Source organism: Bradyrhizobium sp. I71, from assembly GCF_022354745.1.
Classification (GTDB): Bacteria; Pseudomonadota; Alphaproteobacteria; order Rhizobiales; family Xanthobacteraceae; genus Bradyrhizobium; species Bradyrhizobium liaoningense.
Window position 1 is genome coordinate 3688150 of the sequence record NZ_CP059398.1, and the last position, 23667, is coordinate 3711816.

At 65.7% G+C, this 23667-nt stretch carries 26 protein-coding genes and 1 tRNA gene; 13 read left to right on the top strand and 14 right to left on the bottom strand.

Annotated elements, in window-relative coordinates:
• Window positions 1–10 precede the first annotated feature (10 nt).
• The 7 genes from FJV43_RS17890 to proB all read right to left on the bottom strand — a co-directional run bounded on the left by FJV43_RS17890 (window position 11) and on the right by proB (window position 7147).
• Window positions 11–1369 (bottom strand): S41 family peptidase, encoded by a 1359-nt coding sequence (locus FJV43_RS17890; RefSeq protein WP_239628956.1) that lies wholly within the window; start codon window positions 1367–1369, stop codon window positions 11–13.
• Complete coding sequence (locus FJV43_RS17895; protein ID WP_239628958.1) at window positions 1366–2691, bottom strand: peptidoglycan DD-metalloendopeptidase family protein; 1326 nt, start codon at window positions 2689–2691, stop codon at window positions 1366–1368. The genes FJV43_RS17890 and FJV43_RS17895 overlap by 4 nt, the downstream gene beginning before the upstream one ends.
• Window positions 2692–2725: 34 nt before the next feature.
• Window positions 2726–3208, bottom strand: coding sequence for a 23S rRNA (pseudouridine(1915)-N(3))-methyltransferase RlmH (rlmH, locus tag FJV43_RS17900; protein ID WP_239628960.1), 483 nt, complete (start codon window positions 3206–3208; stop codon window positions 2726–2728).
• Between the two features lie 112 nt (window positions 3209–3320).
• Window positions 3321–3677 carry a ribosome silencing factor gene (gene rsfS / locus FJV43_RS17905; RefSeq protein WP_024338888.1) on the bottom strand — a complete coding sequence of 119 codons (357 nt, stop codon included), beginning with the start codon at window positions 3675–3677 and terminating at the stop codon, window positions 3321–3323.
• Window positions 3678–3873: 196 nt separating this feature from the next.
• Window positions 3874–4518: a nicotinate-nucleotide adenylyltransferase gene (locus FJV43_RS17910; protein ID WP_239628962.1), complete on the bottom strand. Its 645-nt coding sequence runs from the start codon at window positions 4516–4518 to the stop codon at window positions 3874–3876.
• A 19-nt stretch (window positions 4519–4537) separates the two neighbouring features.
• Window positions 4538–5845: a glutamate-5-semialdehyde dehydrogenase gene (locus tag FJV43_RS17915; RefSeq protein ID WP_239628964.1), complete on the bottom strand. Its 1308-nt coding sequence runs from the start codon at window positions 5843–5845 to the stop codon at window positions 4538–4540.
• Between the two features lie 180 nt (window positions 5846–6025).
• A complete protein-coding gene (proB, locus tag FJV43_RS17920) occupies window positions 6026–7147 on the bottom strand; it encodes a glutamate 5-kinase (protein ID WP_239628974.1) in 1122 nt (373 codons plus the stop codon).
• Between the two features lie 204 nt (window positions 7148–7351).
• Between proB and FJV43_RS17925 the strand changes: the two genes are divergently transcribed.
• Window positions 7352–8317 (top strand): Bug family tripartite tricarboxylate transporter substrate binding protein, encoded by a 966-nt coding sequence (locus FJV43_RS17925; protein ID WP_239628976.1) that lies wholly within the window; start codon window positions 7352–7354, stop codon window positions 8315–8317.
• A 138-nt stretch (window positions 8318–8455) separates the two neighbouring features.
• Here FJV43_RS17925 and FJV43_RS17930 read toward each other — a convergent pair whose 3' ends face one another.
• From FJV43_RS17930 to FJV43_RS17940, 3 genes are all read right to left on the bottom strand, one after another.
• Complete coding sequence (locus FJV43_RS17930; RefSeq protein WP_239628977.1) at window positions 8456–10090, bottom strand: alkaline phosphatase family protein; 1635 nt, start codon at window positions 10088–10090, stop codon at window positions 8456–8458.
• Window positions 10091–10300: 210 nt separating this feature from the next.
• Window positions 10301–11341 carry a GTPase ObgE gene (gene obgE / locus FJV43_RS17935; RefSeq protein ID WP_239628979.1) on the bottom strand — a complete coding sequence of 347 codons (1041 nt, stop codon included), beginning with the start codon at window positions 11339–11341 and terminating at the stop codon, window positions 10301–10303.
• 85 nt (window positions 11342–11426) lie between these two features.
• Complete coding sequence (locus tag FJV43_RS17940) at window positions 11427–11909, bottom strand: MaoC family dehydratase (protein WP_239628981.1); 483 nt, start codon at window positions 11907–11909, stop codon at window positions 11427–11429.
• Between the two features lie 283 nt (window positions 11910–12192).
• Between FJV43_RS17940 and FJV43_RS17945 the strand changes: the two genes are divergently transcribed.
• Complete coding sequence (locus FJV43_RS17945) at window positions 12193–13107, top strand: DMT family transporter (RefSeq protein ID WP_239628982.1); 915 nt, start codon at window positions 12193–12195, stop codon at window positions 13105–13107.
• A gap of 73 nt (window positions 13108–13180) precedes the next feature.
• Here the strand turns inward: FJV43_RS17945 and FJV43_RS17950 are convergent, their stop codons facing one another.
• The 3 genes from FJV43_RS17950 to rplU form a co-directional block, all read right to left on the bottom strand.
• On the bottom strand, window positions 13181–13774 hold the full coding sequence (locus FJV43_RS17950; protein WP_239628984.1) for a GNAT family N-acetyltransferase: 594 nt from the start codon (window positions 13772–13774) through the stop codon (window positions 13181–13183).
• A gap of 140 nt (window positions 13775–13914) precedes the next feature.
• Window positions 13915–14184: a 50S ribosomal protein L27 gene (rpmA, locus tag FJV43_RS17955; protein WP_008538809.1), complete on the bottom strand. Its 270-nt coding sequence runs from the start codon at window positions 14182–14184 to the stop codon at window positions 13915–13917.
• Window positions 14185–14286: 102 nt separating this feature from the next.
• A complete protein-coding gene (gene rplU / locus FJV43_RS17960; RefSeq protein ID WP_124163569.1) occupies window positions 14287–14673 on the bottom strand; it encodes a 50S ribosomal protein L21 in 387 nt (128 codons plus the stop codon).
• 330 nt (window positions 14674–15003) lie between these two features.
• On the opposite strand from rplU, the gene FJV43_RS17965 reads away from it, so the two are divergent.
• The 11 genes from FJV43_RS17965 to FJV43_RS18015 all read left to right on the top strand — a co-directional run bounded on the left by FJV43_RS17965 (window position 15004) and on the right by FJV43_RS18015 (window position 23167).
• On the top strand, window positions 15004–16134 hold the full coding sequence (locus FJV43_RS17965; RefSeq protein WP_239628986.1) for an ROK family protein: 1131 nt from the start codon (window positions 15004–15006) through the stop codon (window positions 16132–16134).
• Window positions 16135–16556: 422 nt separating this feature from the next.
• A tRNA-Ser gene (locus FJV43_RS17970) sits at window positions 16557–16646 on the top strand.
• 94 nt (window positions 16647–16740) lie between these two features.
• A complete protein-coding gene (locus FJV43_RS17975; protein ID WP_239628987.1) occupies window positions 16741–18072 on the top strand; it encodes a DUF6538 domain-containing protein in 1332 nt (443 codons plus the stop codon).
• A 10-nt stretch (window positions 18073–18082) separates the two neighbouring features.
• Entirely contained in the window at window positions 18083–18445 is a 363-nt protein-coding gene (locus FJV43_RS17980) for a hypothetical protein (protein WP_239628989.1), read from the top strand.
• Window positions 18446–18459: 14 nt separating this feature from the next.
• Entirely contained in the window at window positions 18460–19509 is a 1050-nt protein-coding gene (locus FJV43_RS17985; protein ID WP_239628990.1) for a hypothetical protein, read from the top strand.
• Window positions 19510–19536: 27 nt separating this feature from the next.
• The gene (locus FJV43_RS17990) at window positions 19537–20193 is read left to right on the top strand and encodes a hypothetical protein (protein ID WP_239628992.1); all 657 of its coding nucleotides are present in this window, start codon (window positions 19537–19539) and stop codon (window positions 20191–20193) included.
• Window positions 20190–20642: a hypothetical protein gene (locus tag FJV43_RS17995; protein WP_239628994.1), complete on the top strand. Its 453-nt coding sequence runs from the start codon at window positions 20190–20192 to the stop codon at window positions 20640–20642. The genes FJV43_RS17990 and FJV43_RS17995 overlap by 4 nt, the downstream gene beginning before the upstream one ends.
• On the top strand, window positions 20639–21352 hold the full coding sequence (locus FJV43_RS18000) for a hypothetical protein (RefSeq protein WP_239628996.1): 714 nt from the start codon (window positions 20639–20641) through the stop codon (window positions 21350–21352). The genes FJV43_RS17995 and FJV43_RS18000 overlap by 4 nt, the downstream gene beginning before the upstream one ends.
• Entirely contained in the window at window positions 21349–22137 is a 789-nt protein-coding gene (locus FJV43_RS18005; RefSeq protein WP_239628998.1) for a hypothetical protein, read from the top strand. Before FJV43_RS18000 ends, FJV43_RS18005 begins: the two co-directional genes overlap by 4 nt.
• A gap of 65 nt (window positions 22138–22202) precedes the next feature.
• Complete coding sequence (locus tag FJV43_RS18010) at window positions 22203–22919, top strand: hypothetical protein (RefSeq protein WP_239628999.1); 717 nt, start codon at window positions 22203–22205, stop codon at window positions 22917–22919.
• Window positions 22916–23167: a hypothetical protein gene (locus FJV43_RS18015; RefSeq protein ID WP_239629001.1), complete on the top strand. Its 252-nt coding sequence runs from the start codon at window positions 22916–22918 to the stop codon at window positions 23165–23167. Before FJV43_RS18010 ends, FJV43_RS18015 begins: the two co-directional genes overlap by 4 nt.
• A 20-nt stretch (window positions 23168–23187) precedes the next feature.
• On the opposite strand, the gene FJV43_RS18020 is transcribed toward FJV43_RS18015, so the two are convergent.
• The gene (locus FJV43_RS18020; protein ID WP_239629003.1) at window positions 23188–23640 is read right to left on the bottom strand and encodes a hypothetical protein; all 453 of its coding nucleotides are present in this window, start codon (window positions 23638–23640) and stop codon (window positions 23188–23190) included.
• Window positions 23641–23667: the final 27 nt, after the last annotated feature.

The window sequence follows — 23667 nt, forward strand, 5'->3', positions numbered from 1 at the left end:
ATGCAAGGACTCAGTTCGCCGCTTTGGGCTTGTCGGTCGTGGCCTTGTTGTCGCCCGGCGTGGGGGCGGCGGAGGCGCTGTTCTTGATGCCGTGGAGCAGGTCGCCCGCGAGCTTGAGCGCCTTGTCGTCCTTGGCATCCGGCGGGACGTAGGACTGCGAGCCGGTCTTCTCGTCGCCGTCGTTCTTCAGATGGCCGCGCAGCGAAGCCTCGCCCTTGGTGTCGGTGCGCGACTTCAGCTCGTCCGGCACGTCCTGCAGCACCTCGATGTCGGGCACGATGCCCTTGGCCTGGATCGACTTGCCCGACGGCGTGTAGTAGCGGGCGGTGGTCAACCGCAGCGCGCCGTTGCCGCTTCCGAGCGGAATGATGGTCTGCACCGAACCCTTGCCGAACGAGCGCGTGCCGACGATCGTCGCACGCTTGTGGTCCTGCAGCGCGCCGGCGACGATTTCCGACGCCGAGGCCGAGCCGCCATTGACCAGCACGATGACCGGCTTGCCCTTGGTCAGGTCGCCCGCATGCGCGGTGCGGCGCTGGGTCTCCTCGGCATTGCGGCCGCGGGTCGACACGATCTCGCCCTTCTCAAGGAACGAGTCGGAAACGGTGACCGCCTCCTCGAGCAGGCCGCCCGGATTGTTGCGGAGGTCGATGATGAAGCCCTTGAGCTTGTCGCCGCCGATCTGGTTCGTGAGGTTGCCGATCTCCCGCTTGAGGCCTTCGGTGGTCTGCTCGTTGAAGGTGGTGATGCGGATATAGGCGATGTCGTCCTGCTCGATGCGCGCGCGCACGGAGCGGACGCGGATGTTGTCGCGCACCAGCGTGACGTCGATCGGATTGTCCTGACCCTTGCGGATGATCTTGAGCTTGATCTTGGTGTTGACCGGGCCGCGCATCTTCTCGACCGCCTGGTTCAGGGTCAGGCCCTGCACCGCCTCGTCGTCGAGATTGGTGATGATGTCGTTGGCCATGACGCCTGCGCGCGAGGCCGGCGTGTCGTCGATCGGCGAGACCACCTTGATCAGGCCGTCTTCCATCGTGACCTCGATGCCGAGGCCGCCGAACTCACCGCGGGTCTGCACCTGCATGTCGCGGAAGCTCTTGGCGTCCATGTAGCTCGAATGCGGATCGAGGCCGGTGAGCATGCCGCTGATGGCGGATTCGATCAGCTTGGTGTCATCGGGCTTCTCGACATAGTCGGAGCGCACGCGCTCGAAGACGTCGCCGAACAGATTGAGCTGGCGATAGGTGTCCGCGGTGGCGGCTCGCGCGCTTGAGCCCATGAACACCGCGCGGGGCTGGGTCACGAACAGCGTCAGCGCTGCACCGGTGGCGGCGCTGAGGAGGATTACTGAAGTCTTGCGCATCATCCGCGAACCTTCTCGCCTTCATTTGCGGCCCACCATGGGCCTGGATCGATTGGAGTGCCGTCTTTACGGAACTCGACATACAGCACAGGTTGACTCGCGTTCGTGGCGAGAATGGAGGCGACTTGAGAGGTCGACCCCATGGTCGCGACCGGCTCCCCCGTGAGCACAAACTGTCCGATGTTGACCGAAATGCGCTCCATCCCGGCGATCAGGACATGATACCCGCCACCGGCGTTGAGGATCAAGAGTTGTCCATAGCTGCGGAACGGCCCGGCATAGACCACCCAGCCATCACACGGCGTCGTGACCTGGGAGCCGGGCTTGGTGGCCAGCGAAATCCCCTTCTGGACCCCGCCAACCCCGTCGGAACCGCCAAAGTCCCTGATCTTGTTACCGTTAACCGGCAGAGGCAGGAGTCCCTTGGCGGAAGCGAAGGAGATCGCCGGGGTGGTGCGGGACTTGTCCTTGAAGGCGCCCGGGCCCGACTTGGCGCTGGCGGCCGCTTTCGCCTCGGCCTGCCTTGCGGCCTCCGCGGCCTTCTCGGCAGCCTTGGCGGCGCTTTGCAGGTCCTGCTCCATCTTGGCGATCAGCCCCTGGAGATCGCCGACCTGCCTTGAAAGCGCGATGGCGCGCGAACTCTCGGCGTCCAGGTCCTTTTCGCGCGCCGCCTGCTGTCGCTGCCGCTCGTCGACCAAGGCGGCGAGCCGGGTCTGGTCGTTGCGGACCCTGTCGCGGTCAGAGGCGAGCTGGTCGCGCTCGGTGGCGATGGTCTTGCGCAAGGCCACGAGCTCGCCGAGCTCGGCCGCGATCTTCTCGGCGCGGCCGCGCAATTCCGGCACGACGGCGCCGAGCAGCATCGCCGTACGCAGTGATTGCAGCGCATCTTCGGGCCGCACCAGCAGCGCCGGAGGTGTGCGCCGGCCGGCGCGCTGCAAGGCCGCGAGCACTTCGACGATGTCGGCACGGCGTGAATCGAGCGAAGCACGCATCTGCTGCTCGCGGCCGTTCAGCGCGCGCAGCCGCGCTTCGGCCTCGTCGATCTTGGTCTCCACGGTGCGCACATTGGCGGCGGTCTCGATCAGCTGCTGATTGAGCTGGGTGCGGTCCTGGCCGAGCGCGGTGATCTCGGCCTTGAGCTTGGCCTGCGCTTCCTCCGCGCTCTTCTGCCTGGCGCGCGCGGCTTCCAGCTCCTGCTCGCGCTGCTTGATCGCGTCGGGCGAGATGGCTGCGGTCTGCGGCGCCGGTGTTGCCGTCTGGGCTTGCGCCAGGCTTGCGCCGGCGACGTTGGCGATCAGCAGCAGGTTGAGAATCGGCGCTCGCATCGCTTCTCGGCAAAAGTGCTCGTTGTGGCGCGCATCACGCGCGGTGATAGGGATGGCCGGCCAGAATGGTGGCGGCCCGATAAAGCTGTTCCAGAAGCATGACGCGGACCATTTGGTGCGGCCAGGTCGCAGAGCCGAACGCGATCGCGAGCTTGGCCTTACGGCGCAATTCGGGCGAAAGTCCGTCCGCCCCTCCGATCACGAAAATAGTATGTCCGGCGCCTTCGTCGCGCCAGCGCCCGAGATGCCGTGCGAACACGGTGGACTCGAGATTCTGGCCGCGCTCGTCCAGCGCCACCAGGATGGATCTTTCCGGAATATGCGCCGAGATCGCCGCAGCCTCCTCGGCCATCCGGGTCGCGGTATCGCGCGCGCGGCTCTCGGGAATTTCGTGGATGCTGAGCTCGCGGAATCCAAGCTTGCGGCCGGCCTCGTCGAACCGCTCGAAATAGCGGTCCGCAAGCTCCCGCTCGGGGCCCTGCTTCAGCCGGCCCACCGCAATGACAGCAACACGCATGATATCTTCAGGGTCTGATATCGTCAGGGTCGTGTTTCAAGACCGCGCGCCATAAGCGCGCGCACACGACGCTAGCATGCGCGTCAGCCGATTCGAAATCGGCTCGATGAGCCTAGATCGCCTTCGCCGCCCCCGGGCCCTGGGTGTACAATCTCTCGAGATTGTAGAACTCGCGGACCTCGGGTCTGAACACGTGCACGATCACGTCGCCGGAATCGATCAGCACCCAGTCGCAATTGGGCAAGCCCTCGACATGGATGTTCTTGATGCCGTTTTCCTTGAGGCTCTTGGTGACGTTTTCCGCGATCGCGCCGACGTGCCGGTTCACCCGGCCGGTGGTCACGATCATGTAGTCGGAGTACGCCGATTTGCCGCGAAGGTCGATGGTGACCGTCTCTTCCGCCTTCATGTCCTCAAGGCGGGAGAGGATCAGGCTCAGCGTCTTGTCGGCGTCGGGTTGCGCCTTCAAGGCCGCAGCTTTGGTCGATGTTTTACGCGTAGGCTTGGCAACCTTGGGTAAAACAGGCTTGGACAATACAGATGTGGTCAGGGACCATTCCTTTCACTGTATCGCGAACGCGAATCCGGCGCTCACTGGTTACACTACATCATGTGGGGTTAAGGGTTTCAATATGCCAGAGAGCCTCCAGCCCGCACACTTCGTCTCACTTCGTACCTTTCCAGCTTCCGTCCGGGTTCCGCAGGCCCGTCGAGGAGAGGTTCAGCTTCAATCCGGTCAGGAACACCCAGGCGGGCGCCGGCCGATCCGCAAGTCCTGCCGCCTTCGTCTCGGGCAGGCGGTAGCGCGATAGCGCCTGGGCGGCGGGGGAGGCGAGGGCACGAAAACTCTGCGGCGGGCGATCGATGATGGCCATCGGCACCTGGGCGGCGATGCGCCGCCAGTCCTGCCAACGGTGGAATTGAGCGAGATTGTCGGCGCCCATGATCCAGACAAAGCGCAGGCCGGGGAAGCGGCGGCGCAAGGTGTTGATCGTGTCGATAGTGTAGCGCGTACGGATGACGGATTCGAGACAGCTCACCTCGATGCGCGGATCATCAGCGACGTCGCGCGCGGCCTGCATGCGCGCGCCGAGCTCGTGCAGCGTGCCGTTCTCCTTCAGCGGATTGCCGGGCGTGACCAGCCACCACACGCGATCGAGCTTCAATCGCTTCAGCGCAAACTGGCTGATGGCGCGATGCGCCTGATGCGGCGGATTGAAGGAGCCGCCGAGCAGGCCGATGCGCATGCCCGGCGTGTGGGGCGGGACCGCTTGCGCCGGGGAACGCGGCACGACGAAATTGTTGCTCAATGCCCGCGCCTCGCGATGTCTACGGCCGGGTCTGCCCGGTGCCGTGGACGCGATATTTGAAGCTCGTCAACTGCTCGGCGCCGACCGGACCGCGGGCGTGGAACCGGCCGGTGGCAATCCCGATCTCGGCGCCGAAACCGAACTCGCCGCCGTCGGCGAACTGCGTCGAGGCGTTGTGCAGCACGATCGCGGAATCGACCTCGCTCAGGAACTTCTTCGCGGCAGCCTCGTCCGCGCTCACGATCGCGTCGGTGTGATGCGAGCCGTGGCTCTGGATGTGCGCGATCGCGCCGTCGACGCCGTCGACCACCTTCGCCGCGATGATCGCGTCGAGATATTCGGTGTCCCAATCGTCTTCGCTGGCGGGCTTGACCCGTGCATCGATGTTCTGCACGGCGTCGTCGCCGCGCACCTCGCAGCCGGCATCGAGCAGCATCTCGACCAGCGGCTTCAGGTTCTTGCCGGCAGCGGCGCGATCGACCAGCAGCGTCTCGGCCGCGCCGCAGACGCCGGTGCGTCGCATCTTGGCATTGAGCACGATCGACTTCGCCATTGCGAGGTCGGCGCTGCCATCGACATAGACGTGGTTGACGCCTTCGAGATGCGCGAACACCGGCACGCGCGCCTCCTGCTCGACGCGCGCGACGAGGCTCTTGCCGCCGCGCGGCACGATCACGTCGATCGCACCGTTCAGGCCTGACAGCATCATGCCGACCGCGGCGCGGTCGCGCGTCGGCACCAGCGTGATCGCGGCTTCGGGAAGGCCCGCTTCGCGCAGGCCCTGCACCAGGCACTCATGAATGGCACGGCAGGAGCGAAAACTGTCGGAGCCGCCGCGCAGGATCACGGCATTGCCGGACTTCAGGCACAGCACGCCGGCGTCCGCCGCCACGTTCGGCCGGCTCTCGAAGATCACGCCGACGACGCCGAGCGGCACGCGCACGCGCTCGATGGTCATGCCGTTCGGCCGCTGCCAGCTCTCGGTGACGACGCCGATGGGATCGGCGATGCCGCGGACGATGGCGATACCTTCGGCCATGCCCTCGATCCGCGCCGGCGTCAGCGTCAGGCGGTCGATGAAGGAAGCGGTCATGTTGCCGGAGGCACGGGCTTCTGCGACGTCCTCGGCGTTGGCGGCGAGAATCGCAGCAGAGCTTGCGCGGATCGCCCGCTCCATGGCCTCAAGCGCCCGGTTCTTCTGCTCCGGCGGCGCCAGCGCCAGCACGCGCGCGGCAGCGCGGGCTCGGGCGGCGAGATCGGACATCAGCGCCAAGAGATCGCCAGCTCGATCGGCATTGCCGTCAACGGCTTTGAGGGGGGCGGCCATGGGGTTCAACCTTCTGCTAAGGCGGTGTCCTAGCACGGAAATCCCGCTTTTGCGAAGGGTCGGGAGGGTATGGCTGGTCTCCCGACGCCATTCCGGGGCGGTGCGTGAGCACCGAGCCCGGAATCTCGAGATTCCGGGTCTGGTCCTGCGGACCATCCCGGAATGACGGCGCAAAGGGATCTACCCGCCCACCACGAGATCGTCGCGGTGGATCATCTCCGACCTGCCGCTGATGCCGAGGATGCTCATCACGTCCGGGGAGGAGCGGCCCTTGATCCGCTCGGCGACCTCGGCGTCATAGGCGATCAGGCCACGGCCGACCTCGCTGGTATCGGGGCCGCGGACGATGACGGCATCGCCGCGGGCGAACTGGCCCTCCACCTTGATCACGCCGGCCGGCAACAGGCTGGCGCCGGCGCGGAGCGCCGTCACGGCGCCGGCATCGATCGTCAGCGTGCCCTTCGGCTCCAGCGTGCCTGCGATCCAGCGCTTTCGCGAGGTGATGGGGTTGGCCGGCGTCAGGAACCAGGTGCAGCGGCCGCCATTGGCGATCGCCTGCAGGGGATGCTCGATCTTGCCGGAGGCGATCAGCATGTGGGTGCCGCCCGTCGTGGCGATCTTGGCCGCCTCGACCTTGGTGCGCATGCCGCCGCGCGACAGCTCGGACTCGGCGTCGCCCGCCACCGCCTCGATCTCCGAGGAGATGCTCTCGACCACGGGTATGAGCTTTGCGTCCGGGTTGTTCTTCGGCGGGGCGTCGTAGAGCCCGTCGATGTCGGACAGCAGCACGAGCAGGTCGGCGCTCGCCATGGTGGCGACGCGCGCGGCGAGGCGGTCATTGTCGCCGTAGCGGATTTCGTTGGTGGCCACCGTGTCGTTCTCGTTGATCACGGGGATGGCGCGCCATTCCAGCAGCTTGCCGATGGTGGAGCGGGCGTTGAGGTAACGGCGGCGCTCCTCGGTGTCCTGCAGCGTCACCAGGATCTGGCCGGCGCCGATGCCGTGCGCCCCCAGCACCTCGGACCAGATCCGCGCCAGCGCGATCTGGCCGACCGCGGCGGCGGCCTGGCTCTCCTCCAGCTTCAGCGGGCCGCGCGGCAGCTTGAGGCGGCTGCGGCCGAGCGCGATCGAGCCGGAGGAAACGACGAGGACGTCACGCCCTTCGTTGTGCAGCTTGGCCATGTCGTCCGCGAGCGCGGCGAGCCAGGACGCGCGTACCTCGCCCTTGTCGGAATCCACCAGTAGTGCGGAGCCGACCTTGACGACGATACGGCGGAATTGACTGAGTTCGGGGCTGGCCATGTGTGTATGTGCTGGCGCGTGTGACGAATTGCTCTGCATCGGAAGCGGCGGAGCGAAAGAGCGGCGCCGGTGAGGCCTGCTTTTGCAGCAGGACGATGGCCGGCGCAAGGCGGGCGAGATGGTAAACGGCCAACGTCGGCCTTGTCTTGGACGCCAACCCGGTTCTAATGCCGGCAACCAAAAACGGGGTTGGAGAGGAAACGTATGGATCGCCGCAAATTCATGACCGGATGCCTCGGCCTGCCGCTCCTGGCGCATGCGGGTGGAGCGCAGGCGCAGGCCGGGCTGAGCAAGATCATCTTCCCGTTCGCAGCGGGAGCTGGCGGCGATACGCTGTGCCGGCTGATCGCGCAGGAGATGGCCCCGGTGCTGCAACGGACCATCGTGGTCGAGAACCGCACCGGCGGCGACGGCCTGATCGGGATCAAGGCGGTGAAGGGTGCAAGCCCCGACGGCAGCATGGTGTTGATGACGACCGGGCCGACCATGTACCTGCTGCCGATGGTGGAGACGACACCGAGCTTCGACACGGCCAGGGACTTCATGCCGGTGTCGCTGCTGGCGCGGTTCGAGTTCGCCGTCGTGATCGGCCCGGGGATCGACGTCCCGGATTTCAAGAGCTTTGTCGCCTGGCTGAAGGCGCATCCCGACAAGACGTCGTTTGGCGTGCCGAGCAACGGCACCATCCCTCATTTCACGGGCTCCAGGCTCGAGAAGGATCTCGGCATTCCCCTGACCCGCGTGCCCTATCGCGGCAGCGCGCCCATCCTCAACGACCTCGTCGGCGGCCATATCTCGTTCGGTATCACGACATTGGCCGACGCGCTGCCGCAGCATCGCGCCAAGGGCGTGAAGATCGTCGCGGTCGCGAGCGCCGAGCGCTCGCCCTTCGCGCCCGACGTTCCGACGCTGCAGGAGAACGGCATCGATCTCGTCGCGGACGCCTGGTACGGGATGTGGCTTCCCGCCGGCAGCCCGCCGGAGTTTGCGAGCAGGCTCGGCGCAACCGCGAGCGCGGCGCTGGCCAAGCCCGAGGTGAAGGAGAAGCTGACGGCGATCGGGATGATCCCGGTCGGGTCGACGCCGGAAGGATTGACGAAGGAGCTCGCCGCAAACACGGCGTTCTGGCAGCCGATCGTGAAGGCGACGGGCTACAAGATCGAGAATTGAGTTTCCCGCGGCGCCACACACTCAGTCGTCATGGCCGGGCTTGACCCGGCCATCCACGTGTGTCCGCGATTGCCGTAAGACGTGGATGCCCGGGTCAAGCCCGGGCATGACGAATGGAGAGAGCCTCGCTCCACGCGCTCACATCTTCGCGCGCTGTTCGATTCCGTCGCGAATGGTGGCGAGCTCTTTCTCGTCCCAGATGCCGATCAGGACGCCGTTCTTCACCTGCAGCTGGTTGTCGGCATAGGCCGCGATCTTCTCGCGCGGCGTGGTGATGTGGCCGCTCGGATGCAGGGCCCAATCGAACAGCTCGGCCTGCAGCCGCGCGATGATGCCGGCGCACTCCGGATCGTCGCCGCGATCCAGGCACTCTTCCGGGTCGGTTTCCAGGTCGTACAGCATCGGGCGGAAGCCGGAGGCGTGGATGTATTTCCAGCGGCCGTCGAACACCATGAACAGGCGGCAGCGTTCGATCGGCTGGTTCAGCTTCAGCCTGACGTCCTGCATGGCGTAGTCGTATTCGGAGAACGCGACCTTGCGCCAGTCCGGTGGTGTGGCGCCGCGCAGCAGCGGGAGCAGCGAACGTCCTTCGAGGATGTGGCCCGGCACCTTGCCGCCGAAATAATCGACGAAGGTCGGCGCGAGATCGATCGCCTCGACCAGCGCGTCGCTGCGCGTGCCCCGCGTGGCGTCGGCCTCCTTCGAGGGATCGATGATGATGAGCGGGATCTTCGCTGACTGCTCGTGGAACAGATCCTTCTCGCCCATCCAGTGATCGCCGAGATAATCGCCGTGATCGGAGGTGAACACGATCATGGTGGTGTCCAAGAGGCCTCGGTCCTCCATAAACTCCATCAGCACGCCCATCTGGTCGTCGATCTGCGTGATCAGGCCCATATAGGTCGGAATCACCTTTTCGCGGGCATCGTCGCGCGCCATGTTGCGGGAGTAGCGCATGTCCATATAGGCGCCGAACACGGGATGCGGATTCTGGCGCTCGCGCTCGGAGCGGATCACCGGAATCATGTCGTCGGTCGAATACATGCTCGCATAGGGCTCTGGCGCGATGTAGGGCCAGTGCGGCTTGATGTAGGACAGGTGCAGGCACCATGGCCGGCCGTCGGTCTCGGCCTCGGTGATGAAGTCCATCGCGCGCCGCGTCATGTAGGGCGTCTCGGAATGCTCGTCCGGCACGCGCGCGGCCTTGTCGGCATGCACCAGCAGCCAGCCGTTTTGCAGGGAGCCATCGTCGGCTGCGCCTGAATTGGCCCAATGCTCCCAGGGATTGGTCGCTTCAAAGCCCTGCTGGCGCAGATAGTCGTCGTATTTCGGCCGCGGCCGCCCCGTGGGATGCAGGCCGTCGTCGCGCTCATACGGCTCGAAACCGCATTCGGCGACGTGCACGCCGATGATCGATTCCGGCGGGATGCCGAGCGCCTTCATGCCCTCGAGGTCGGGCGCCATGTGGGTCTTGCCGACCAGCACGTTGCGCACGCCGATCTTCTTGAGGTGATCGCCGAGCGTGGGCTCGCCGACGCGCAGCGGCCAGCCGTTCCAGTGCGAGCCGTGCGAGCGCATGTAGCGCCCGGTGTAGAACGACATCCGCGACGGCCCGCAGATCGGCGACTGCACATAGGCGTTGGTGAACAGCACGCCGCGCTTCGCCATGGCGTCGATGTTCGGTGTCTTCAGCGTGGGATGGCCGGTGCAGCCGAGATAATCATAGCGAAGCTGGTCGCACATGATCCAGAGAACGTTCTTCGCGCGCGCCATGCCTTGCCCTTTCCGCACATTCGTCGTTTGATGCTGCGATATAGGAGCCGCGATGACAACCTCTCCCGAAGGGAGAGGTCGATTTGCGCAGCAAATCGGGTGAGCGGTTCAGGTCCCACGAGAGGGCGGAGCCCTCACCCGGCGCTGCGCGCCAACCTCTCCCTGTGGGAGAGGTGTCAAGTTCGGGGCTGCGTTCTCACAGGGGCCAAATCACGCCGACCACGGCTCCGCCTCGGCCGCGCTCTTCGCCTTCGCGGAGACGGGGCTCTCGCCGATCACGTCGGCAAGCGCGCGCAACGCTTCCTTGACGCCCTGGCCGGTGATGCCGGAGAGAAGCAGCGGCGTCTTCTTCGCCGCGCGTTTGAGGCGGTCCTTCTGCTTCTTGAGCTCGTCCGGCTCGACCGCGTCGATCTTGTTCAGCGCGACGATTTCGATCTTGTCGGTGAGCTGGCCGCCATAGGCGTCGAGCTCCTTGCGCACGGTCTTGTAGACCTTGCCGGCGTGCTCGCAGGTGGCGTCGACGAGATGCAGCAGCACCCGGCAGCGCTCGACATGGCCGAGGAAGCGGTCGCCGAGGCCGGTGCCTTCATGCGCGCCTTCGATCAGGCCGGGAATGTCGGCCAGCACGAATTCACGGCCGTCGGCGTTCACCACGCCGAGTTGCGGATGCAGCGTGGTGAAGGGATAATCGGCGATCTTCGGCTTTGCGGCGCTGACCTTGGACAGGAACGTCGACTTGCCGGCATTGGGCATGCCGACAAGGCCGGCGTCCGCGATCAGCTTCAGACGCAGCCAGATCCAGCGCTCCTCGCCGGGCTGGCCGGGATTGGCGTTGCGCGGCGCGCGGTTGGTCGACGACTTGAAATGCGCGTTGCCGAAGCCGCCATTGCCGCCCTCGGCCAGCACGAACTTCTCGCCCACCTTGGTGAAGTCGTGGATCAGCGTCTCGCGATCCTCGTCGAAGATCTGGGTGCCGACCGGTACCTTGAGCACGATGTTCTTGCCGTTGGCGCCGTGGCGGTCCGAGCCCGAGCCGTTCTCGCCCTTCTGGGCCTTGAAGTGCTGCTGGTAGCGGTAGTCGATCAGCGTGTTGAGCCCGTCGGCCACTTCGATGATGACATTGCCGCCGCGGCCGCCATTGCCCCCGGAGGGACCGCCGAACTCGATGAACTTCTCGCGGCGGAACGCCACGCAGCCGTTCCCGCCGTCGCCGGAGCGGATATAGACCTTTGCTTCGTCGAGGAATTTCATGGGCCATAGGTAGGCCAGCCGGTGCCTTGCGGCAACCCGCATTGCCCCGCGGATTGGCCGAATTTCTCCCGAAGTCGCGCCTTGCTTAACCTGCCGGGCGGCGCCGGATCAGGAATTTCTGCATGCCCTCCAGCACCAGCTCCTTGCGCTGGTTGAAGATCGTGCTTCGAAGCGTCACCACGCCGGTCGAGCGGCCCGGCATGAGCTCGGTGACCTCGAGCGCGGGGTAGATCGTGTCGTCGGCGAACACCGGCTTGAGGAACCGGCTCGATTGCTCGAGGAAGCCGACGAGGGAGTCCTCGACCATGAACGGAAACAGGCCGGCACCGGGCGCGGTGTGGATCAAGGTCTGGAAGCCGTGGGCGAGCAGATGCGGCATGCCGCGGCTGCGGCAATATTCCACGTCGTAGTGGACCGGATGGGTGTCGCCGCTCGCGGTCTGGAATGCGGCGAACACCGCCGAGGTCTGGGTGCGGCTCGGCAGCACGAAACGCTCGCCGACGACGAAATCCTCAAACCAGCGTTGCGCGGGGATCATGCGATGCTGGGTGGGATCGAACTCGGTCATGCGCTGCACCATCGGAACGAATTTCCATCGGAACGGATTTGGAGAATGATCCGTATCGCGCCGCGCGCAGTGCGACAATGCGTTCAATTGATCGAACGCGGACTTGTTTGGTGCCGTGTCGCCATTAAAAGGACCTTCCGACGCTCTATCGATCGCGCTGCTGCCCTGTCCTCCGTCATTGCGAGGAGCGCAGCGACGAAGCAATCCAGGCTGCCGCCGTGATGACAGCCTGGATTGCTTCGCTTCGCTCGCAATGACGCGTTTCCCGAAGCAAACCCTGTCGATGCCCCTGTTCAAGAACCTCTCCGCCTATGACGACCGCTCGGCGCGGCTGGCCGGCATCGCGCTGATGGTGCTGTCGATCTTCATGTTCTCGTTCGGCGACGCCATGGGCAAGTTTCTGGTCGGCACCTATTCGGTCGGGCAGCTCTTGTTCCTGCGTGCCTGCGCGGCGCTGCTCTTGCTGTCGCCGATGATCTGGACGCAGCGTCGCCAGTTCCTGCATCTGGAGCGGCCGGGCTTGCAGCTGTTCCGTGTCGTGCTGTCGACGCTCGAGGTGGCTGCCTTCTTCCTCGCGACGGTCTATCTGCCGCTTGCCGACGTCATCACCTATTATCTGGCCGGTCCGATCTTCGTCACTGCGATGTCGGCGATCTTCCTGGGGGAAAAGGTCGGCTGGCGGCGCTGGACAGCGATCCTGATCGGCTTCTGCGGCGTGCTGATCGCGCTGCGCCCCTCCGCGCAGACCGTCAGCCTGCCGGCACTGATCGCGCTCGGCGGCAGCCTGTCGTTTGCGACCCTGATGCTGATCACGCGCAGCCTGCGCAAGACGCCCGACATCGTGATGGCGTCCTCGCAATTCATAGGCACGTTTTCGCTGGGTGCCGTGCTGTCGGCGTTCCACTGGGTGCCGCCGACGCCGGGCAGCCTCGTGATCTTCGCGCTGGCCGGATGCATCTCGGTGACCGCGCTGTTCTGCGTCAACCGCTCGCTCAAGCTGGCGCCCGCGAGCGTCGTGGTGCCCTACCAATATTCGATGATCGTCTGGGCCGTGATCTTCGGTTTTGTCGTGTTCGGCGACGTGCCGTCGATCGCAACCCTCGTCGGCGCCGCCATCATCATCGGCGCCGGCTTCTACATCTATCTGCGCGAGCGCGATCTCGGGCGCGCGGGTGCCGACGTGAACCCGCCTGCGTGAACGCGCCTTCGTCGTCCCGGGGCGCGCGAAGCGCGAGCCCGGGACACAGCGGAGAATGTGGCGCGCTCTTGCCCTACCTCATGCGTCGCGCGCTGCTCCAGCTCTTCAGCGACGCCCAGACCCCGCGTGACAGGCGGAAGCAGTCGACGGGCGTCGAGGAGCCCAGCGCCAGGAAGCGGTGCAGCTGCACGCCGCTCCACTGGAAGCCGCACTTCTCCAGCACGTTGCGCGAGGCCGGATTGGTGACGCGCGCACCGGCATGGAGATGCTCGTCCTCGAACTCCTCGAAGAAGAAGTCGATCGCGCCGCGCGCGGCTTCGGTCGCATAACCCCGGCCCCAGTGCTCGACGCCGAGCCAGTAGCCGAGCTCGGCCTTGCCGGGCGTGGAGCAGTCGATACCGACCATGCCGACCGGCTCGGTGTCGTGCTCGATCAGGAACACGGTCTCGCTGACGAGCGCGGCCGTGGCGCGGATGAATGCGACGGCGTCGTCCTGCGAATAGGGGTGCGGAAGGCGGCGGGTGTTCTCGGCGACACGGCGGTCATTGGCGAGCCGGGCGATCGTCCTGACGTCGGCGAGGGTCGGCCGCCGCAAGGTCAGCCGCTCGGTGGCGACGACGCTGGGTCTCGCCTCCTGCAAGGTCACGCTCGAGAAATCCTGCAACATGTCCGGCTCCGTGAAAGTCACTAATTCGAAGTGAGCAAGTCAAAGAAAAGGGGAGGCCGGTTTCCCGCCTCCCCTGGAGCCTGCTTGTGGACTCCGCCGGTTCAGTCAGGACCCGGCGGACTCCAAATTTGATCCACCGTCTATTCAGCCGCCTCGGCGATCGGGAGTACCGATACGAAGGTGCGGCCGTTGGCTTTAGCCTGGAACGCAACGCGGCCCTCGATCTTGGCGAACAGAGTGTGGTCCGTGCCCATGCCGACATTAAGGCCGGGGTGCCAGGTCGTGCCGCGCTGACGCGCAATGATGTTGCCGGGAGTGACGATCTCCCCGCCGAACGCCTTGATACCGAGGCGCTTGCCTTTGGAATCGCGTCCGTTACGCGATGAACCGCCTGCTTTTTTGTGAGCCATGGCTCGTCTCCGAAATCCTGCGTATGTCTAGGTCAATTCCTTGACGGAATCATTTCAAAAGGTCTCACGCATCAATTCGTGAACTGGCGTGATCGATTCTCGTTACTCGGCGGCTTCGGCTGCCGGCTCCTTGGCCACCTTCTCCCGCTTCGGGCGCGGGCCCTTGGTGGGCTTGGCGCCGTCCGTCAGGATCTCGCTGACGCGCAGCACGGTGATCTCGTCGCGGTAGCCGCGCTTGCGGCGCGAATTCTTGCGGCGGCGCTTCTTGAACGCGATGACCTTGGGGCCACGCTTGTGGTCGAGCACCTCGACCGCAACGGACGCACCTGCCACCGTCGGGACGCCCAGCACCGGCGTGTCGCCGCCGACCACCAGAACTTCATTCAACTGCACGATCGAGCCGACTTCGCCTTCGATCTTGCCTACTTCCAGGACATCATCCGGCACGACGCGGTATTGCTTGCCGCCGGTTTTGATGACTGCGAACATCGTTTTTTTCCTTCGTGTTCAATCCCGGCCTCGCGACGGATATCGTCGGGGCCGGCTTTTTGTCAGTCGCTAAGGGTTTATGCGCGTTTGTGCGGGCGGGACTTACCCCTTTGAAAACCCACGCAAAAGCAAGCGGCGCGAGAAACGCCCCGCGCCGGCTGTGGGACTTATAGCCGCTGGACGCCGCGAGTCAAGGAAAACCGCGGGAAAAGGCCCGAGATCTGAAGGATTTGGAGCGTTTGCAGGGGCCGAGGGGAATCTCGGCCCGGGCTGCAACCAACGGGTTCCCTCGCCGTTGTCCTCGCAAATCTCTCGCGGGCAAGGGCTATCATGGCAACGGACGAACTGGTCAAGACAACGGGCATCGCCCAGCACGGCGCCGAGCGGCTGCCGTCGGTGGATGTCGACAGCTTCAACATCGAGATCAAGGACGAGGACGGCTTTCTCGGCGACCGCGCCAGCAAGGGCGCGTTCCGGGATATCCTTGATCGCTGGCGCAAGCCGCTGCGCAAGACGGGGGAGGACCCGTTCGGCAAGGTGCCGACGGAGGAGATCAACAAGAAGACGCTGGACGCCATCCTGGTCGGCGACGACACCGAGGCCTCGGCCGTGGTGCACAGTGCGATCGAGGATTTCGCCCAGGAGCTCGCCTATGTCACGCGCCGCTTCCTCAAGACCAAGGCCTGGGCCAAGACCGAGCGCATCGTCGTCGGCGGCGGCTTTCGCGATTCCCGGCTCGGCGAGCTCGTGATCGCCCGTGCCGAGATCATCCTGAAGTCGGAGGACCTCAAGATCGACCTGCAACCGATCCGCCATCATCCCGACGAAGCCGGCCTGATCGGCGCGCTGCATCTGGCGCCGTCCTGGATCTTCGAGGCCCATGACAGCATCCTCGCCGTCGATATCGGCGGCACCAACATCCGCTGCGGCCTGGTGGAAACCAGCTGGAAGAAGGCCAAGGATCTGTCGAAGGCCAGGGTGGTGCATTCCGAACTGTGGCGTCATGCCGATGACGAACCGACGCGCGAAGGCGCGGTGAAGCGGCTCACCAAGATGCTGAAGGGGCTGATCACGGAAGCCGAGAACGAAGGCTACAAGCTCGCGCCTTTCATCGGCATCGCCTGCCCCGGCGTGATCAACGCGGACGGCTCGATCGAGAAGGGCGCGCAGAACCTGCCGGGCAATTGGGAGAGCAGCAAGTTCAACCTGCCGGCGAGCCTCATCGAGGCGATCCCCGTCATCGGCGAGCACGACACGGCGATCCTGATGCACAATGACGGCGTCGTTCAGGGCCTGTCGGAAGTGCCGTTCATGCAGGATGTCGGGCGCTGGGGCGTGCTCACCATCGGCACCGGGCTCGGCAATGCGCGCTTCACCAACCGCCGCAAGGAGAACGGTAACGGCAAGGACCGCGATTCCACGGAGAACGGGAAGAAAAAGAGCAAGTCAGACAAGGAGTAACCTTGACCGGTTAGGTTAAGGGGCGGATTGCGTTGCGCCATGCGGGCTACACGCTACGGTCGAAATCGCCGCTTTCACTCGGCCGGCGAAGCCGCCCTTCCTGGCCAGTATTTCAATGAGCGGCACGGGACCGCCAGTGTTTACCGCGTCTGGCGGTCCCACCCCCCTTCTGCTTTCCCTTTGAGCCGTGATTCGCCCCTGCGTCCGCGGCCTCGGCCCCCGCGCCGGGCGAGGCGAAAACTCCGCCCCGAAACGCTCAAACGCGCGCCAAAATCCGCAATCGGCGCCGCCAGCACCGCGACCGTCGCAGGGTTCGGCGGAAAACCGTCCCGATTTTCGTCTCCCGCGCCTTGTCTGGCCCGCCATCCTCGCCTATTAACGCCCCCAACCACAGGGGCCGCAGCCCCTCAATGGCGCCTTCAGGAGAGGTGGCAGAGTGGTTGAATGCACCGCACTCGAAATGCGGCATAGGTGCAAGCCTATCGGGGGTTCGAATCCCTCCCTCTCCGCCAGCAAACTCGAAAACCCCTGAAAAACAGCGGACCTTTTGAAACATAAAGGTTTTCCGGACCGGCCGTCGGTACACAACGACGGTACACACGGATCATGGTTAACGCGCTGTTTACGCCCAAGCGCCATCCGGAAAGCGGAATCTATCTGTTCCGGAAGCGCGTCCCCGAACGGTTGAAGGACGTCGTCGGCAGGCGCGAGATCAAGTTCTCGCTGCAGACGCGCGACCCCGCCGTGGCGCGGATCCGCAACCTCGAGGAGCTGGCGCGGCTCGAGCGCGCATGGGCCGAGATCGACGGCACGCGCTTCAGGAATTCGGAGCACTTCGCCTCCTACCTGGACGCCAAATTCTCGCGCGCGCCTGCGGCGCCCCGTCAGCCGGCGCCGGCCGCCCCCGACACCGCGCCGATGCCGGCCGCGCCCGCCTCGTCACCGGTATCCGCGACGGCATCCATGTCCGCGACGGCAGCCTCGCCGACGGCGCCGGCCGGAGGGGCGCCGAAGGCGCCGGTGCCGCTGCGCCAGGTGTTCAAGTCCTACGCCAAGGAGGCGAAGCTCTCCCACGGTACCGTCAAGCGGTGGTCGCCGGTGATCGACCGCCTGATCGCGCGACTCGGCCACGACGATGCCGCCTCGATCCAGCCCGCCGACCTGGTCGCCTGGAAGGACGCCCTGCTCGCGGAGGGCATGTCCAACATCACGGTGCGCGACGTCTACATCGCGGCGACCAAGGCAACGCTGCAGTTCGCGGTCGATCAGCGCCTGCTTCCCGCCAATCCGGCGAAGGAGGTCAAGGTGCGCGTGCCTAAGAAGGTCAAGGAGCGCGAGAAGGGCTTCGACGGCGAGGAGGCGACCACGATCCTGTCGGCCACGCTGCGCACGTTCTCGCATCTGATCAGCAAGGAGATGAGGGCGGCGCGGCGCTGGGTGCCGTGGATCTGCGCCTACACCGGCGCGCGGGTCAACGAGATCACGCCGGTCACCGGCGCCTCGTTCGTCAAGCGCGACGGCATCTGGGTGATCCGCATCCGCGGCGCCGACGCGAAGACGCGCAGCTACCGCGAGGTGCCGTTGCACAGCCACCTGATCGAGATGGGCCTTCTGGATCTCGCGAAATCGAGCGGCAGCCGGCCGCTGTTCTACGACCCAGACCGCAGCCGCGGCGCGAAGGATTCGAACCCGCACCACAAGAAGGTCGCCGAGCGCCTCGCCGAGTGGGTCCGCTCGCTCGGCATCGACGGCGACGTCGCGCCGAATCACGGCTGGCGGCACCGCTTCTCATCCGTCAGCCGCCTGGTCGGCATGAGCGAGGAGGTGCGCAACATCATCCAGGGCCATGCTTCCACGCGGACCGCCGGCGACTACGGCGAGACCTGGCCGCTGGTGGCGCTGCGCGAGATCGAGAAGCTGCCGCGCTACGCGGCGTGAAGGAGAAGAAATGTCCGACTTCACCTACACCATGTTCATCGACCGCTGCGGCCAGCCGGGCGAGATCGTCGCGCGCGGCGTCACGTCCTCGCGCGCGCTCGTCATCGCGCTGGAGCACGGCGGCGCCGGCAAGGCCGAGGTCGTCCACAAGGACGTCGGCCGGCTGCGCTACTTCGCGATCGGGCGGCGGCTCGCCGAGGACGGCTCCTTCGAGTGCGCAAGGCACATCGCGATGCCGCGCTCCGACGATCTGCCGCTCGATACAGAGCTCGCGATGGAGGCGTTCGAGCAGGTTCTGCTGCAGCACCCTCACGAATTCTGGGACGGCCGCATCGTGGCCGACGAGGCGTTCGCGGGCCGGCACGTCCACTGAGATCGGAGGAAACCATGCAGTCCACCTACACCATGCTCATCGAGAACGCCGCCGGGGCCGAGGAGGTGGTCGCCCGCGGCGTGTCGCTGCCCCGCGCGCTGGTGCTGGCGCTGGAGCACGGGGGCAAGGGCAAGCCCGCAATCGTATACGGCGACGTCGGCGAGTTGCGCTACTTCGCGATCGGTTGGCGTCCCGCCGCCGACGGCCCGTTCGAATGCGCGACGTACACCGTCCTGCAGCCGTCGCAGCATCCCGGGCACGACGCCGACAGGGCCTTCGAGGTCTTCGAGCAAGTCCTGCTGCAGCATCCCGGCGAATTCTGGCGCGGCCGCGTCGTGGCCGACCAGGAGTACGAACACCTGCAACATCACGAGGAGAGCGACGTGACCGAGGCGAGACTGACGACGTTCCTGCCCGGCTTCGGCGGCTTCCACGGCACGCGATGGACGGACCTGTTTCCGTTCGCCCTAGAGAGCTGCGCGGACCGCTTCGCGCGCTATGAAGCCGCCGACGAACTGACCGCGGCAGATCTCGGCGCGATCCTGCGCGAGACGAGCGAGGCGTCGCGCTTCTTCGATGCGCTCGCGAACAGCTTCTGCCGCCGCTACGACGCGGAGATTTCGCGGTGGCTCGGCTTCGAGCTGGAGCTGAAGTTCGCCGAGTTCGACATCCCGCCCGCCTACGGCGGCACCACGGACTTCATCCTCGCGACGATGCCGGCGAGCAGCGCCGCCAAGCTGCTCGAGAGAAGCGCCGCAGAAGGGCACCAGCGGCTTCTGGGCTCGATCCGCGACCGGCTCGCGGCCGACGACGGCGTCGTTGCCGAGGAAGACAAGGCCGTGAAGCAATGGCTGGCCCAGCCGATCGAACGCTGGAGCCGCACCGAACTCTGCGACCTGCTCGCCGGCTTCGTCGATCCCGAGATCGACGAGCGGCTCTACGCCGACATGACGGGCGGAAGCGACGTCAGCACGGCGTTCGAGGCGGCCGTCGACTGGGAGCGGTTCGCCGCGACCGCCGCGGCGCGCCGCCGCGCGCTCTCCGGCGACACGGCGAAGCTCTAACCCGACCGAAACGAAAGGAAGAAGGAAATGCGGATCGTTCCGATGTTCGAAGCCCACCTGCCGGAGTTCTCCGGCTTCGCGTCGCCCGGCTGGGCGGCGCTGCTCTCCGGCCCCAGGCTGCAGGCCGCACAGAGCCGCGAGCTGATCGCGATGAACGACCACGTGCTCGACGCCGAGGAGTACCTCGAGATCTTCGAAGAGACCGTGGACGAAGCACGGCAGCGCTCGGCGCTATCGAGGTCCTTCTTCGAGATCTTCCGCACTCATCTGTCGGCCGCGCACGATCTCGGCGAGGGCCTGCGCTTCCAGGAATACGACGCCGGCGCCGACCGGGTCGTGGCGGGCATCCCGCTGCCGACGGTCATGCGCATCGTCGGCCTCCACGTGGACGACGGCACCCTGCCGGCGGCGTTCGCGCCGCTCGCGGAGATCGTCCGCGGATCCGGCGAACGGGCCTACGAGATCGCGCTGCGCCGCCTGCGGCCGCTCGATCGCGCGGTGTTCGGCGAGCTGCTGCAGACGGTCACCGCGGCAGGGCTCGAGAAGTCGGCGATCACCGCGATCGCCCAGCACCAAGCCGAAGACGCATTCGAGCATTCGGTCGACTGGAGCCGCTTCTGGACCCTGGTGGAGGCGCGATGGCGCGGGAAGGTGGCTGAGATCACCGAGAGGAGCCTGCGATGAACCGGCCGGAGGAGGGTGGGCGCGCGCCGACGGTGGAGCACTGGCATTCAGTCTTCATCGCGGCGCCGCGCCGGCTGCACAATGCCGTCCGCTACCGGATGAGCGTCAAGCGCGACGGCGTCGAGGAGATCATCGCCCACGACGTCAGCATCGCCCGGGCGCTCGTCATCGCGCTGGAGCACGGCGGCGGGCGCGGTGCCGAGATGTTCTATCGCAACCGCGGAGACCTGCGCGAATACGTCATCGGGCGCCGACGGCTCGCCGACAAGATCTTCGAGCCCGTGCTCCGCGGCGTGGTGCCGCGGACGGGACGCATCGAGACCGATCACGTCCGCGCGCTCGAATTCTTCGAGGAGGTTCTGGAGCACGACCCGCGCGTGTTCTTCGGCGGGCGCCTCGTCCGGGAGCGTCCGGCGAACCGCAACACGAGCATCAGAGCCACCACATGACCAAGAACACCAACAAGAAACTCGAAACCTTCCTGCCGGCCTTCGGCGGTTTCTATCAGACCCACTGGGAAGAGCTGCTCACCGACATCGAGGAGCTCTACGCGGGAATGCATGTCGAGGAAGAGAGGGCCGAAGGGGGCCTCGACCAGGTCGAGATCGCGGAGCTCCTCTCCGAGACGAGCAGCGTCTCGCGGCTCTGCACCGGCATCGCCAAACGCTTCTGCGAGGGGTTCGACGGCGCGATGTCCGAGAGGCTCGGCTTCCGGCTGGGACTGAAGTTCTCCAGGCTCGACAGCCCCAGCGAATACAACGTCACGACCGACCGCATCCTCGCCACGATGCCCCTGCGCAGCGCGAAGAAGCTGTTCTATGCGAGCATGAGCGAGCGGCACCGGCGGCTGAACGACGAGATCGTCGACTGGTTTACGCCGTATCCGGGATTCGTTCCGTACTACAGCGACTATATCGGCGACTGGATCGCCAAGCCCATCGACAAGTGGGACAGAAACGAGCTCTGCGTCCTGCTGGGCGCCGTCGTCGACGCCGACATCGACAGGGACCTCTATCACGATATCGCCGAGGGCGGCGCCTATGAGGCGTTCGAGGACTCCGTCGACTGGAAGCGCTTCGAGGAGAAGGCGGACGCGCTGCGGCGCGAGAAGACCGACGAGTATCTGGAAAAAGTGGAGTTCGAGGGAAGGGCGTCATGAGCATGAACCGAGCCTACACCGTCTACCTTCCGGTGGACGACATCGAGAAGGACGACACCGTGATCGCCCGGGGGATGTCGGCGGTGGAGGCGATGAAAATCGTCTTCGGTCACCGGAGCGGCTGGCGCGTCCACCTTCACGAGGAGGACTTCGGCACGTTCATGCACTTCGTCTGGGCGGCAGCGCCCGACAAGCGTCCGCCGGAACGCTCCTTCACCGAGCGTCTGCACGCGACCGTCATCCGGACCGCCGACGCCGAGCGCGACAGGGCGGTCGCGCTCGAGATGATCGCGGCACAGTGCATCCGCTTCAACCATCTCTACTGGGAGGGCCGGGTCGAAGACGACGACGTCTTCGACAAGCGGTTGCGCCGCGTGACGGAGGCGCGCGAGGTGCGGCGGATCGACCGCGAGATCGCGACCAAGCTGGTCGACGGCCTGCTCGCCGACGGCTACACGATCACCTGCGACCTGCAGGAAGACGAGCCGGAGTTCGATTGCTCCACCGACCGCGACGGCATCCTGGACTATCTCTGGGCGGTCGAAACCGCGCAGCTGGCGGTCCACAAGGGCAAGAAGCGCGGCTGGATCAGCCTGATCTTCAACGAGTGCGGCTGGGACGTGGTCGCCGACTACAGCGCCGATCTCGAGCGCATCGTCGATCCGATCTGCGAGCCGTATCTACCCTGGAACCAGCCCGATGCCGACCGGCGCGACCACGGCATCCGCGTGCTGGTGCTGAACTCGCCCGACGACGTCCTCAAGATCGAGGGCATGCTGAAATGACGGGCGATTGCGACATGCGTCGGTTCACGGTGTACCTCCCGGCAGCCGACATCGGCGAAGACGGCGTGGTCGTCGCGCGCAACCTGCCGGGCGCCGACGCCATCAGGACCGCGCTCGAACTCGACGGCGCATGGCGCGTCCACGACCGCGAGGACGAATACGAGACGTTCAGGCTCTACCACTGGCGGCCTTATGCCAGAGATTTTCCCTACCAGAAAGGCAAGCTCGACGCACTGCACGCCACCGTAGTGAAGACGGCGGACGCCGTGCGCGACCGCGAGCTGGGCATGTCGATGATTGTCGATAAGTTCCTGCGCACGAGCGGCAGGTATTCGAAGGCGCACGTCGAGACCGACGAGGAGTTCGACAAACGCCTCCTCCACGTCGCCAAACGCCGGGAAGTCCACCGGTTGGACAAGAAGATCGCCACGAAGCTGATCGACGCTCTGCTGGCGGACGGCTACGTCGTCACCGACGCGTCCGGCGAGGAGTTCGAACGCTCCGCCGACCGAGAGACGATCCTCGAGATCCTGCTCGACGTCGACCGGATCGAGCTCGTCGTCGAAAGGAACGACGAGGAATCCTGGATGCGGCTGATCTTCGGCGAGAACGGCTGGGACCTCGTGCAGGACCATACTGTCGACCTGGGCTACCTGATCGATCCCATCGTCGAGCCGCTCCTGCCGTGGAAGCGGAATCTCGCGGGCAGCTGCGACGGCGGCGACACGGTCGCACCTGTCACGACTGAGGATGTTCCGCAAATGGAGAAGGCACCGAAATGACGAACGAACGCACGCCGGAAGAGCGTTTCCTCGACGAGATGGTCGAGGGCTACCTCGACGGACGTAAGCCCGACAATCCCGAACCGTCCGCGAACAGGTCAGCCAGCTATCGGCACGGCTTCGCCAACGGCAGGGACGACCTCGCGCATTCGCCCCGCCTCCCGGCGAACGTACTCCGTCTGTTGGCGGACCAGGCAATCAGGGACGACGTGGCCCGTCTCACCCCGCCGTCGTCCGAGAGCCTGTGAATCCCCGAGGACCTTGCGTCTCAGGGGTAGGTGGGCGCGTTCTTCAGGATGGGGGCCAGATTGCCGCAACGCGCTTTCTTCTGTCCGTCGACGAGCTTTCGCGTCTTCGGGGTGAAGCTCGCGAAGTACTTCTTGTCGTTCTGCTTGCAAAGATAGGGCAGGTGATCCTCGATGTCGTACTCGAAGGAAGAAACCCATTCCTTGTCGTCGATGATCTGGAAGATCTCGTCGTAGGCCGTGAGCATGTTCGCGACGTAGATCTGGTACCGCACAAGTTCCGTCGGATCCGGATCGGACTTCATCCGGAGATAGTTCGGCCTCGCCAGCCTGGGATTCTGCAGGGTGGCCTGACTGTAGGCGAGATAGACCTGGCGGGCGCTGGCGCGCTGGGCGTTGACCCGCGTCAGATGAACCTGGAAGTAGATGCCGGCGAGCGCCACGATGGCCACGGCGGCGGACACGATCTGTGCCACGTTGCTTTTCGGCCGCGGCGCCGGCGG